The sequence below is a fragment of the Staphylococcus caeli genome (assembly GCF_051413795.1).
GTDB lineage: Bacteria > Bacillota > Bacilli > Staphylococcales > Staphylococcaceae > Staphylococcus > Staphylococcus caeli_A.
Genome location: NZ_JBOIRQ010000007.1, coordinates 51,935 through 64,396 on the forward strand (window position 1 = coordinate 51,935; position 12,462 = coordinate 64,396).

Sequence of the window (12,462 nt, forward strand, 5' to 3'; positions counted from 1 at the left end):
GAGGCTTATTTTAATGGCAGTGGTTGTGTCACATCAATGCCTAATACGGGCGGTACTAAGAAATAAACAATCAATACGATAACAATAATACTTAACATATTGACCCAGAATCCTACAGATGCCATTTTTTTAATACTGATTTTACCGGTGCCAAATACAATGGCGTTAGGCGGTGTTCCAACAGGCAGCATATATGCACAATTGGCCGCCATAGCTGCAGGTATCATCAACAGTAAAGGATGCACATTTACCGCTACTGAAAGCGTCGCTAATATTGGCAAAATCATCGTAGCCGTTGCAGTATTAGATGTAATTTCCGTTAGGAATAACACAAAAATTGTGATTACAATAACGATTATTAACGGACTAACACCTTCTATCAGTCTTAATTGTTCTCCTAACCAATGTGCTAATCCACTTTCAGAAATACCTTTCGCTAAAGCTAATCCGCCACCAAATAAGATTAAGACTCCCCATGGCAAATCTTTTGCAACTTCCCAATCAATAATACGTTTGTGTTGTGTTTTATTTTTAGATGGAATTAAAAATAATAAGACAGATATGAACATTGCAATTGTGCCGTCTGCAACTTCAGAAGTAAAAGTCCAGTGTTTCAACAAGAATTCCCTACTAATCCATAAAAAACTCGCCAATAAAAATACAATTAACACGACTTTTTCTTCATATTTCATTTTTCCTAACTCATTCAGTTTCTGCTTAATTAATTGTTGCCCACCTGGTAAAGCTTTCATATCATGTTTAAATGCTACATAACGAATATAAGCCCAAACTAAGAATAATAAGACTATAACGGTTGGCACACCAATAATCATCCATTTTGCAAAACTAATTTCTTCTCCAAATGCAGATTGATATTGTCCTTTAAGTATAATTAGTGGTGGCGTACCTATAAGTGTGCCTAAACCACCTATCGTACCTGCATAACCTATTGCTAGAACTAATGATTGCTCAAATTTTGAAATACTTTCCGATTTCACATGATGGTCTTTTAGCTCGTTTGCTTCTTTAATAATAGCTAATCCAATTGGTATCATAATCATTACGGCTGCTGTATTAGAAACAAACATGGATAAAAAACCAGTAGCAATCATAAATCCTAATAATATTTTTCCAGTACTTGTACCTAATGTGTTAATGATTGTCAAAGCCACACGTGTATGTAGTTCCCATCTTTCCATAGCAATAGCTAAGATAAAACCGCCTAAAAATAAGAAAATAATATCATTACCATATTGCGCTGATACTTCTTCTGGATTTAACACGTGACCTACTGGCAATAGGACTAAAGGTAATAAACTTGTGGCAGCAATAGGTATTGCTTCTGTAATCCACCAAGTCGCAATCCATAATGTAATTGCTAATACAAAAACACCTTTACCTGATAAATTATCCGGATGCACGAACAATAACGTTAACGCAAACAATAATGGACCTAATAATAGTCCTACAAATTGGCCGACATTGTATGATTTCCCCTCTTTTTTATTCGAGAAAAACATCAAATAATTTGAACGTTGGCCATCCCCTTTGTTTGGATATTTCATATGCTTCCCCCTTCAATTATTATCTGAATATTCATAATAATTTATTAGAGTATAACATAATTAAATTCAAAATGAAGTTCAATATTAAAGCGTTTACATTTAACTTTGCTTTAATACGTTTTTAATATATTAAATTTCTACATTGATAGATTTGATATCAATATGTTCAACATCTGCCAAAGTTAAGTTTTTGATATCTTCTAAATGCAAACTTTGCGTCTTATCAGAAAAATGATTACTCGCAATAAGTATGTTCTGGTGTTGAATTTGATTATAACTTCGTATATGAATAGCGTCATTGTGCATTGTTCCTATAAATGTATTTTCAAATATATTCAAATTCCTACCTGCTTGCGTTGTTCTCTCTACACCTTTTAAATCTTTGGCATTTTTTCCATCTTTAACCGCTAAAAATCGAATACCTCCTACACAATTTTTAAAAGTATTATGATAGATATATGTGTCTATTGATTTAAGTGGCGTTAATGCATATTGTTTCATTCCGTCAAATGCATTATATCGAATATGAATATTTTGATAGTATTGATCAAAGCGGCTTGCATGCGAACCAATAGCTCGATTCCACGGCTGCATCGTTGGCGTATCTGAATTTCCAAAATAACAATGCTCAATAATCACATTTTTAGTAATTGTCCCATCCGTTGCACCAAATTTAGGAAAGGCGCCCGGTACTTGTATATCTATTTGTACTGCTTCCGAGAATGATCTTGTCCCATCAGGATCACGAAAACCGAGAAACTTACAGTTTTTAATATATAGTCCATTTATACCGCATGCATCAAGACAATGGCCTCCAACGACATCTTTAAACGTTACATCAATAATTTGAATATCTTCTGCATGTCCCATACACATCGCTGTATTATTATATGGATATTCATATCCATTCATATCAAATGTGCCACCAACAATGTGAATATGACTATTGCCATTATAACCGTAATAAGACTTGTAACGGTGCCCATTTTTCAAAATTGTGTCTTTACCTAAGCGCTTTAATATGGCATTTTCGTCTAATTGTATCGTTGTGTCATTATATATTACGAGAGGTTTACAAATGTGATATTCCCCTGCTGGTATATAAATCGTTGTGCCTTCATGTTTTTTTGCGTAATTAAGCGCCTTTTGCATTGCACGTGTATCTTTATATTTGCTGTTGCCTTTCAGTCCAAACTGTTTTGCATTAATAATCATAAACCCAACCCTTTCTTATCCATTACTTTATAATATACATTTATAATAATGTTTAAACGCAATTTCTATATCTTTATTGATTGGCTTACTTAGGCTATAATTACTATTATATTTAATATTGGGAGTGTTTCTACTTATGAAAAACAGTGCGTTAATCGTCGTAGATTATTCAAATGATTTTGTTGCAGAAAATGGAAAATTAACCTGTGGATTACCTGGACAACAAATTGAGAACTATATTGTTGAGAGAATTGAAGCATACAATTCAAAGCAATCTGACATTTTCTTTATGATGGATTTACATTATGAAGAAAACAAGCACCACCCAGAAAGTAAATTATTCCCACCACATAATATCATCGGTACACCTGGTAGAGAACTCTATGGTAAAGTCAATGACCTCTACCAAAATATACTATTTAATGATCATGTCCACTTTTTGGACAAAACACGTTACGATTCATTTTGTGGAACATCACTTGACCTTATGTTACGCGAACGCAATATCAATCATTTAGAAATTGTCGGCGTGTGTACTGATATTTGTGTCTTACACACTGCAATTAGCGCATACAATTTAGGTTATGCTATGACCATTTCACATAGAGGGGTTGCTTCATTTAATCCTTCCGGTCACGATTGGGCATTGGAACATTTTAGAAATTCACTAGGTGCTGAAGTAGAATAACAGGACTACATCGTGCTAAAATAATAATAACAATAACTATATAAATAAGGAGAATTTAGAAATGGCAAAAACTTATATTTTTGGACATAAAAACCCAGATACTGACGCAATTTCATCTGCAATTATCATGGCAGATTTTGAACAACAAACAGGAAATCATGAAGCTAAAGCATACCGTTTAGGCGAAGTAGGTCCTGAAACACAATATGCTTTGGATTATTTTAATATATCTGCACCAGAGTTACTTAATGATGATTTATCAGATCAAAATGTTATTCTCGTTGACCATAATGAATTCCAACAAAGTGCGGATTCAATTGCAGATGCAACTGTTCAACACGTTATTGATCATCACAGAATTGCAAATTTTGAAACAGCAGCACCTTTATTTTATCGTGCAGAACCAGTTGGTTGTACTGCGACAATTTTATACAAAATGTACAAGGAACGTGGATTTGAAATTAAACCAGAAATTGCCGGATTAATGATTTCAGCTATTATTTCTGACAGTTTATTATTTAAATCACCAACTTGTACAGAACAAGATGTACAAGCAGCTGAAGTATTAAAAACAATTGCTGATGTTGATTTAGAAGCTTATGGCTTAGACATGTTAAAAGCTGGTGCTTCTACTAAAGATAAATCAGCAGCGGACATTTTAACAATGGATGCAAAATCATTTAATATGGGCGACTATACAACTCGTATTGCACAAGTAAACACTGTTGATATTGATGAAGTGTTTGCACGTCAAGAAGAACTTGAAAAAGCTATGCTTGAAACGAGTGCTGATGAAAAGTATGACCTCTTCGTACTTGTTGTAACAGATATTATCAATAGCGACTCAAAAATCTTAGTCGTTGGTGCTGAAAAAGATAAAGTGGGTACAGCTTTCAATGTTACACTTGAAAATAATGCTGCGTTCTTACCAGGTGTGGTTTCTCGTAAAAAACAAGTTGTTCCGCAAATCACAGAAACTTTAACTAAGTAATTGTTTCTAAACATTTAATCAAATATATTTAATTAAAAATTTTATGTTATGATGAGAATGAAATCGATATACTTTGCTTTAATGCAACTTTTCAATATTTCATCTCTTCTAGGTAAACTGCTGACAGAACTGAAAAACTTTATATAAAGTCTATTTTTAATTCAGTCAGCTACTGCCAATTTAACAATTGAGGCTGCGACATACATGGATGTCCTAGCCTCTTTTTATCAATCCATGTATATTTGATATCCAATCGCACTAGGAGGAATCTATTTGAATTCAATAGAACAAACTTTCCACAATAGTAAGCAGTATTTTAATACACATATAACTAAAGATTTAAAATTTAGAAAAAAGCAACTAAAGCTACTAAGTAAAAGTATTAAAAATCATGAAGAAGCATTGTTAAATGCATTCGAAGTAGATTTAGGTAAAAATAAAGTAGAAGCATATGCTACCGAGATTGGTTTCACTTTAAAAAATATTAAAAACGCACGTAAAGAACTAAAAAATTGGGCAAAACGCAAACAAGTCAATACACCCATTTATATGTTTCCAACTAAAAGTTATATCATGAAAGAACCTTATGGCACCGTATTAATTATCGGACCTTTTAATTACCCATTCCAATTATTAATCGAACCTCTAATTGGGGCCATTGCAGCTGGTAACACGGTAATCTTGAAACCTTCAGAACATACACCAAACGTTTCAGATGTCGTAAAGAATATTATTGAAGATGTATTTGATCCTGAATATATTAGTGTTTGTCAAGGTGATGTAGAAACGACACAATCACTGATACATTTACCTTTTGATTATATCTTTTTCACAGGTAGTGAACATGTAGGCCGTATTGTTTATCAAGCCGCAAGTACAAATTTAACGCCAGTTACATTAGAACTTGGTGGCAAATCACCTGTGATTGTCGATGAAACAGCAAACATTAAAGTTGCTAGTGAACGTATTAGCTTTGGCAAATTTACGAATGCCGGACAAACCTGCGTCGCACCCGATTACATTCTGGTTAATCGCAAGGTGAAAGATGAACTTATTACGGCTCTAAAAAAAACAGTGACCGAGTTCTATGGCAAATCAATCCAAGACAGTCCAGATTTTGGACGTATTGTTAATTCAAAACACTTTGATCGTTTAAACCACTTATTGGGTATTCATCAAACTGAAATTGTTTTTGGTGGTCAAGCTGATGCAGAAGATAGATATATTGCGCCTACATTATTAGATGGTATTACTTTCGATGCTAAAATTATGGAAGATGAAATTTTTGGTCCTATTCTACCAATTATTACATATGATGATTTTGACGAAGCTATAGACTTAATTCACTCTAAACCTAAACCACTAAGTTTATATTTATTTAGTGAAGATGAAAATATAACTGAACGCGTGCTCAATGAGATTTCATTTGGTGGTGGTGCGATTAATGACACACTAATGCAACTTGCCAATACAAACTTACCTTTTGGTGGCATTGGCGCTTCTGGTATTGGACAATATCATGGTAAATATAGTTTTGATACATTTAGCCATGACAAATCCTACATATTCAAATCAACACGACTTGAATCAAGTTTGTTATTCCCTCCCTATAAAGGTAAATTCAAATATATTAAAACGTTTTTCAATAAATAATAAACTATATGTTTTTTTGTGATTCTGGGGCATGCTAATGTCCCAGTTTTTTATTTTGATAACTGTACGTATGTTTTATTAATTTATCAAAAATAGCCCGATAATTACGCTAAGTAACTATCGGACTCTATGTTTATCATATTAATACTTGTTCTATTCATTGTATTATACGCTGATGTAAAATTTTATTTTAGAAACTGAACACATACGCCTTCTGGTGCCGTATGACTGCGATCTACTTCCTCTAATTTACCTGTCACTTTATCACGTTTAAATACCGTTAACACGTAATCACCTTCTTGGTGTGCACATACTAAATAATCATCTGATTCTGTAATATTAAAGTCACGTGGGAATTCTCCACCACTGGCTACTATATCCACAAGAGAAATCGTTGCTCCTTCATCACTCACTTTGAAAATTGCGATACTATCATGGCCACGATTACTTATATATAAGAAATTCTGATCTTGTGACATTCTTACTGCTGATAGTTTTGTGTCACCTTCAAAATTCTCCGGTATTGTTGAATGACGTGCGATTTCAGTAAACTTACCATCTTCGTATGTTAACGTACTTACAATATTAGATAATTCATGCACAACGTATGCATATTTGCCATTTTCATGGAATACAATGTGTCTTGGGCCATCTCCTGGTTCAAAATCAATCACAGCATATTCAGTAAACCCATCATCTCCAAATTCATACGTTACAATTTTATCTGTTCCTAAATCCATTGCCACAACATAGTTTTCATCCGGCGTTGTATTCATGTAATGTACGTGTGGATTATCTTGTCTTTCTGATGGACCAGTTGGGTAGTCGTGTGCCAGTTCTTGGATAAGACGCACAACCTCACCTGTTTCTGGATTAGCCTCATATATACGTGCTAAGCCTGCACCGTAAATGGCTTCGAAAATATATTTTCCGTCTGGTGACGCTGAAACATAGCAACCATTACCAGCTGTTGAAGCCAAACATTTATTAATAAGCGTTAGCGTGCCATCCGCTTCTATTTTCAAGCTAGCAACACCACAATTATTGACTTCTTTTGTAACAGCATATAAAAATGATTGATGCTGGTTTACATATGTTGATGCTTCAAGTTCATAACCCGTTTCAACTTCTGTGACTTTTCCAGTATGTTCATCTAGTTGAAAACGGTAAATACCTTTACCTTCTTTTTTCGTATACGTACCAATATAACCTGTTGTTGTCATGTAAACCCCTCCATAGTATGATAGTTTCATTTTAATAGAGATTTGTGACAAAAGACAATATAAAGAATTATTCACTTGCGAAATAGAACATATGTTCTTATAATAAACATAACGATTGGAGTGATGATATATGACTAATTTAAAATCAAACGAAACAGATTACAGAAAGATACCTCGAGACCAACTCAATCCAAATATTCCACAGGGACGAGGCATGGTAAAATGGGCACCTTTCGCTACTTTACCGGAACAATTTGAAGCAATACAGCAATATCTTATTGACCAAAATAAAATTGATCGCCCTATTTTATCTGACGATCAATTAAATGAATTAAATATTCAGCTACATCAAGCGTTGCATACAAACACGTTTGTACATATCGAATACTATAATGCAGGTTGGTTAGAACAAATTACATTAAAAATTAAAAACATAGATATGCTTCAAATGTATTTGGAAGGTTATCCAAAGCAAAATGATAATATAGTTAAACTTTCACTGTTAGACATTACTAAAATTTCACAGGAATATGAAAGATAGTTCAAAATAAATCATTCGAAACTACACCTAATTCCTTCACACATCTTAAAAAATTCCATAAAAAAACTGCCACAAAGTCAAAAGACTTTGATGACAGTTATCATCAAACACCAATGTGTTTACAATTAATTATTGGATTCGATATCTGAAATAATTTCTTTTGTTTTGCTTTCGATATCTTCAAAATCTTTTTTGAAAATGTAAGCAAATACTACTGCACCAATACCAGCTGCTAATGATACAGTTAAAATTGTACCGAATACAAATTTAAATAAGCCTTTAATAAAATTCCACATTCTGTTTCACCTCAATAATTTATTAACATATCTACTACTTATGATAGCATATTTAACTACATCATTAAATATATACCCATTTTTCAATGTTTTAATTAACATATTAATAATATCATTAAGTTTTACATTTAAAAAATAAAATGGCTAACATCCGAAGATATTAGCCACTTAATGTCTCATTTGCCAAGAGTTTTAGTTACCCCACCAATAATCCCAAGCATTTTTCACTTTTCTGTAAGCACCATACATAATTTTCACCTCATTTGAATTTCAAATTTTCGTCGTATGCACAATATATTTTCTTTGTTATCCTTATAATAATACCTAATACGATATAATGCAATTAAATACAAATTACAATAAAGTTACACTTTTGTAAGGTTACTATAAACAATAGGAGTTTTTTATTATGCAAACTGTAAAATCTGATATTCTCACTCATCGTGGCTCACACTTTGATCTCGGCATTCAAACAGCAAAATGGATGCAACAAACACCGTTATTAAAAAATAGAGAAAAAGAATGGAAAAAACGTATGCCTCGTTTTGATATACATATCAAAGAGACTTATGATATTTTCCAAACATATGCGCCTCAAATATGGGAAGAACTCCAAGGCATGCAAGAAGTACTTAATTTACCGACACGTCAAATGATACTTAACTTTGCACATTATCGTTTTACACCACTTAAAAATAGTGGCTGCACCGTGTATTTAGGCCAAGATTATATGGTACGTAATTATGATTATCACCCCGCAACATATGATAGTCGTTATTTATTATTCCAACCAAATGACGGCGGTTTAGCACAGATTGGCCCTACATCACGTGTAACAGGACGCATGGATGGCATGAATGAAGCTGGCTTAGCAATGGGGTATAATTTTATGCATCGTAAACATCCAGGAGATGGTTTCGTTTGCTATATGATTGGTAGACTTATATTACAATATTGTAAAGATGTTTCCGAAGCCATTAAATTATTGAAAGAAATACCACATAGAAGTTCATTTAGTTATATTGTCATGGATAAGCATTTAAATCATGCAATTATTGAAGTTACTCCACGTTCAATTGACGTACGTTATGATCACACTTGCACGAACCATTTCAAATTATTAACTCATGAAAACAGAAATTACACGAAAGAATCCATACAACGCATGGAACGACTAGCAAATCAAACTACTTCCCCACTCGATAAAAAAGATGCCTTTACGTTATTCAATGATCCAAAATATGAAATTTATAGTAAATTATTTAAAAGTTGGTCAGGTACGATACACACAAGTATGTATGAACCACAATCCCTAGTAACACATATTACACTTGGAGAAAATAAAACACCTACAAAAATAGATTTTCAAAAATGGCTCGACGGTGAACCATTAAATATCAAAACACTTAGTGGACAAATAGATACCGATTTAACATTTGCCACATATTAATAGATAAATCAAAAACTGTCTGAGCAAAAATCTCAGACAGTTTTCAAAATCATTTAATATTTATATCTCCATGTAATGTATATAACTCTAAGATATGATTTCCAGAACCAACCTTATCGTTTTCGAAACTATCATTTCTTACATTTGCTCGACCATCTTCAGGATTAAGCTTCAGTAATACATCCTGAGGTTCGTTATTATAGGACATATTAATATCTCCATTTTTACTTGATGCCTTAAAAGCAGAATCAATATCCATGGAACTTAAATTAATACTTCCTTTTCTCACAGACAGCACCCCATCTTTAATCAACGAATTGTTACTTTTGATTTCAGCATGCTTTGTTTTAATCAAAGCATCTTTTACTGAACTATTTTTTATTCGAATAGGTGCTTCTAGAGAGTTGTATTTCAATTCATCAATTTTATTGCTATCAATATAAGAAGGAAAAATGGTGTCACTAGCTGTGTCAATATCAACATTTCCAATTTCTAATCCTTTTAGTTGTAATCCAAATCTGTTATTAGAAATTTTCAATTGCTTTAATTTTTTATCAGGAACAGTAATTTCCATTTGAGGACGAACCTTTCTAAATGGATTGAAATTTAATCCATACTGATCCACTCTTTTCTTAGTTTCTTCAATCACAAGTTCATTATTTTGCTTTTTAATAGCAAGTTCATTTATGCCATTATAGTGAACTTCGAAATGATCACCTTTAGTAACTTTTACCTTTGCTTTAGCATTTTTAATATTTAATGCATCAATTTTACTATCATTAAATGTTTTATTAACGCTATTAACTTTATTACTTTGTTTTTCAAAGCCAAACCATGTTATACAACCTAAAAGAAAACAGACAACAAATAAAGTTAAACCGACTATAAATATTTTCTTCATTTATCTGCCCTACCTTTAATTGTTCGAATATTCCAACGTAAATATTTTAATATTAAACGATAAACGAGTTCAGCTAGTTTAGCAATTGTCACAAATAATACCATACCTAGACCCGTAAAAGAAAAAGCGAATAAATAATTACTAATAGCCATACTAAACATGTGATTCATTAAACCATGAACTAGGAGTAATATTGGACTCAGAAAAAAAAGCAAGGCTGCAATTAATAAAATCAACATAAACCCACCGACAAAAATCATCGGTATTAAAATGATAATTAATGACAAAATACTCATACCTAATGATGCCGTTATAGCTCTCAAAATTGTTCTCACATTTGTAAGGTGCTCAGCAGTATCAATTGCATTTCGTGCAATGATTTCTTTACCAATTTGTTTAGGTGATTCTAGAGCCCCAATAATTTGATATTCATTTTTTCCATCACTTTCTTGTTCAAAAAAGTATTGTTCATATTCGTACATGACTTTGTCACGTTCGGATCTAGGTAAGCCACTTAGCTCTTGTTCTAATTCATTTAAAAACGTAATTTTATCCAAAAATATCTACCGCCATTCAAGTTCTAGAATCGATATCCTATCTTTTACAAAATTAAAGAATGACAAATTTCATTCTTTGTCATTCTTTAATTTTGATACTTTTATTTTTTATAAATTTCGATTTTCTTTATTTTATCATGTTTGTGTACAATAGATAACTTAATATCATTCTTTTTATCTTGATAAGTAATAAGTCGATAAGATTTTCTTAGATGTTTTTCATGGTAATGCTCACCTAGCTCTTGTATCACATCTTGAACATTACCTTCAATTTCCCCGTTGAAGTTAGTCTTGATATCTTGATTTTTTGTCAATGTCATAGCTTTTAACTTGTTATTTGATTTATTTACTTTAAATACTAAATTAGGCTGATTCTTTTTCGAATACAAACCATATTTTTTTAAAAACACATCATCATTCGCTATATATTTACTTTTATCAATTTTCGAATCTAACCTCATATCATCAATCGATAAATATGATAAATCCGTAGAGTGTTCACTTTTAGTATAATTTACAAATAATAAGGTACCTACACCCATAATAAGAAAAATTGCGCACACTATTACTTTACTTAGATTTCGTATGATCACTTTTATCATCATCTCCATTACTTAATCAATATAGCATAGACAAATTTGACTTTCATCTCAAAACTCAGTTGAAAAGCGCATAACTTTTCAAAGTATTTAAAATTTTCTTTAATATAAAAAAATTGATATAATAATATCTAATAAAATAAAGGGGGAAATATGATGACAAGTTTAGAAACTTATTTCAAAAACAGTCAACCGCTTGATCAATATATCGAAGCAATGACTCAAAACAAAGAGAATATAGAAACAATATACAACTCATTCTCTTTACCACAAGATGATAATAGAATCGAAACACTTAAATCATCAAGTTATTCAAAGGTTATAGTAATAACAGAAGATTGGTGTGGGGATGCCATGATGAATGTACCAGTATTGAAACATATCAGTGAAGCTCTAAACTTAGAGGTTCGTGCATTTCACCGTGATGAAGACACAAAACTCATAGATCAATATTTAACAAACGGTACTTCTCGTTCAATCCCAATTTTTGTATTTTTAAATGATGATTATGAGCAACAAACAGTTTGGGGTCCTCGTGCAAGACAAGTTCAACATTTTGTTGATGAAACGCGTGCCAATGTGCCAGATAAAAATGACCCAACTTTTGAAGATAAATCTGCTGAAGCTCATAAAATAATGACCAATCGCTATAAAACAGATTCACAATTATGGAAATATGTTTATGATTCTATCATCGAAAAACTAATTACAAAATAACACATAAAATAAGATGTATGAATCATGCTGTAGTAACCGCACATTCATACATCTTTATTTTTTATT

At 32.2% G+C, this 12,462-nt stretch carries 13 protein-coding genes; 6 read left to right on the forward strand and 7 right to left on the reverse strand.

All coding sequences use genetic code 11. The features are described 5' to 3' along the window. Positions 1–5: 5 nt before the first annotated feature. The gene (locus ACSULM_RS05460; RefSeq protein ID WP_436861160.1) at positions 6–1,565 is read right to left on the reverse strand and encodes an SLC13 family permease; all 1,560 of its coding nucleotides are present in this window, start codon (positions 1,563–1,565) and stop codon (positions 6–8) included. A 129-nt stretch (positions 1,566–1,694) separates the two neighbouring features. Then, positions 1,695–2,780, reverse strand: coding sequence for a glycosyl hydrolase family 28-related protein (locus ACSULM_RS05465; RefSeq protein ID WP_436861162.1), 1,086 nt, complete (start codon positions 2,778–2,780; stop codon positions 1,695–1,697). 136 nt (positions 2,781–2,916) lie between these two features. Here ACSULM_RS05465 and ACSULM_RS05470 point away from each other — a divergent pair, with 136 nt between their 5' ends. The 3 genes from ACSULM_RS05470 to ACSULM_RS05480 all read left to right on the forward strand — a co-directional run bounded on the left by ACSULM_RS05470 (position 2,917) and on the right by ACSULM_RS05480 (position 6,112). Next, positions 2,917–3,468: a cysteine hydrolase family protein gene (locus ACSULM_RS05470; RefSeq protein ID WP_436855715.1), complete on the forward strand. Its 552-nt coding sequence runs from the start codon at positions 2,917–2,919 to the stop codon at positions 3,466–3,468. Between the two features lie 61 nt (positions 3,469–3,529). Then, positions 3,530–4,459 carry a manganese-dependent inorganic pyrophosphatase gene (locus ACSULM_RS05475; RefSeq protein WP_436861164.1) on the forward strand — a complete coding sequence of 310 codons (930 nt, stop codon included), beginning with the start codon at positions 3,530–3,532 and terminating at the stop codon, positions 4,457–4,459. 273 nt (positions 4,460–4,732) lie between these two features. Next, the gene (locus ACSULM_RS05480; protein ID WP_436861166.1) at positions 4,733–6,112 is read left to right on the forward strand and encodes an aldehyde dehydrogenase; all 1,380 of its coding nucleotides are present in this window, start codon (positions 4,733–4,735) and stop codon (positions 6,110–6,112) included. Positions 6,113–6,297: 185 nt separating this feature from the next. Here the strand turns inward: ACSULM_RS05480 and pglS are convergent, their stop codons facing one another. Continuing rightward, entirely contained in the window at positions 6,298–7,335 is a 1,038-nt protein-coding gene (gene pglS / locus ACSULM_RS05485) for a 6-phosphogluconolactonase (protein WP_436861168.1), read from the reverse strand. A 130-nt stretch (positions 7,336–7,465) separates the two neighbouring features. On the opposite strand from pglS, the gene ACSULM_RS05490 reads away from it, so the two are divergent. Beyond that, positions 7,466–7,876 (forward strand): YolD-like family protein, encoded by a 411-nt coding sequence (locus ACSULM_RS05490; protein WP_436861170.1) that lies wholly within the window; start codon positions 7,466–7,468, stop codon positions 7,874–7,876. 125 nt (positions 7,877–8,001) lie between these two features. Here the strand turns inward: ACSULM_RS05490 and ACSULM_RS05495 are convergent, their stop codons facing one another. Next, positions 8,002–8,172 (reverse strand): hypothetical protein, encoded by a 171-nt coding sequence (locus tag ACSULM_RS05495; protein WP_002482806.1) that lies wholly within the window; start codon positions 8,170–8,172, stop codon positions 8,002–8,004. 409 nt (positions 8,173–8,581) lie between these two features. On the opposite strand from ACSULM_RS05495, the gene ACSULM_RS05500 reads away from it, so the two are divergent. Further along, on the forward strand, positions 8,582–9,622 hold the full coding sequence (locus ACSULM_RS05500) for a C45 family autoproteolytic acyltransferase/hydolase (protein ID WP_436861172.1): 1,041 nt from the start codon (positions 8,582–8,584) through the stop codon (positions 9,620–9,622). A gap of 49 nt (positions 9,623–9,671) precedes the next feature. On the opposite strand, the gene ACSULM_RS05505 is transcribed toward ACSULM_RS05500, so the two are convergent. The 3 genes from ACSULM_RS05505 to ACSULM_RS05515 all read right to left on the reverse strand — a co-directional run bounded on the left by ACSULM_RS05505 (position 9,672) and on the right by ACSULM_RS05515 (position 11,682). After that, entirely contained in the window at positions 9,672–10,523 is an 852-nt protein-coding gene (locus ACSULM_RS05505) for a DUF4097 family beta strand repeat-containing protein (protein WP_436861174.1), read from the reverse strand. Continuing rightward, positions 10,520–11,080 (reverse strand): HAAS signaling domain-containing protein, encoded by a 561-nt coding sequence (locus tag ACSULM_RS05510; protein ID WP_436861177.1) that lies wholly within the window; start codon positions 11,078–11,080, stop codon positions 10,520–10,522. The genes ACSULM_RS05505 and ACSULM_RS05510 overlap by 4 nt, the downstream gene beginning before the upstream one ends. Positions 11,081–11,181: 101 nt before the next feature. After that, positions 11,182–11,682, reverse strand: a complete 501-nt coding sequence (locus ACSULM_RS05515; protein WP_436861179.1) for a hypothetical protein — start codon at positions 11,680–11,682, stop codon at positions 11,182–11,184. Between the two features lie 153 nt (positions 11,683–11,835). On the opposite strand from ACSULM_RS05515, the gene ACSULM_RS05520 reads away from it, so the two are divergent. After that, entirely contained in the window at positions 11,836–12,396 is a 561-nt protein-coding gene (locus tag ACSULM_RS05520) for a thioredoxin family protein (protein ID WP_436861181.1), read from the forward strand. Positions 12,397–12,462 lie beyond the last annotated feature (66 nt).

Bases quoted from the DNA above. Each gene is read 5' to 3' on its own strand.
- ACSULM_RS05500 (WP_436861172.1), top strand. From the start codon at position 8,582: ATGCAAACTGTAAAATCTGATATTCTCACTCATCGTGGCTCACACTTT.
- ACSULM_RS05505 (WP_436861174.1), bottom strand. From the start codon at position 10,523: ATGAAGAAAATATTTATAGTCGGTTTAACTTTATTTGTTGTCTGTTTT.
- ACSULM_RS05475 (WP_436861164.1), top strand. From the start codon at position 3,530: ATGGCAAAAACTTATATTTTTGGACATAAAAACCCAGATACTGACGCA.
- ACSULM_RS05470 (WP_436855715.1), top strand. From the start codon at position 2,917: ATGAAAAACAGTGCGTTAATCGTCGTAGATTATTCAAATGATTTTGTT.
- ACSULM_RS05520 (WP_436861181.1), top strand. From the start codon at position 11,836: ATGACAAGTTTAGAAACTTATTTCAAAAACAGTCAACCGCTTGATCAA.
- ACSULM_RS05465 (WP_436861162.1), bottom strand. From the start codon at position 2,780: ATGATTATTAATGCAAAACAGTTTGGACTGAAAGGCAACAGCAAATAT.
- ACSULM_RS05495 (WP_002482806.1), bottom strand. From the start codon at position 8,172: ATGTGGAATTTTATTAAAGGCTTATTTAAATTTGTATTCGGTACAATT.
- pglS (WP_436861168.1), bottom strand. From the start codon at position 7,335: ATGACAACAACAGGTTATATTGGTACGTATACGAAAAAAGAAGGTAAA.
- ACSULM_RS05460 (WP_436861160.1), bottom strand. From the start codon at position 1,565: ATGAAATATCCAAACAAAGGGGATGGCCAACGTTCAAATTATTTGATG.
- ACSULM_RS05490 (WP_436861170.1), top strand. From the start codon at position 7,466: ATGACTAATTTAAAATCAAACGAAACAGATTACAGAAAGATACCTCGA.
- ACSULM_RS05515 (WP_436861179.1), bottom strand. From the start codon at position 11,682: ATGATAAAAGTGATCATACGAAATCTAAGTAAAGTAATAGTGTGCGCA.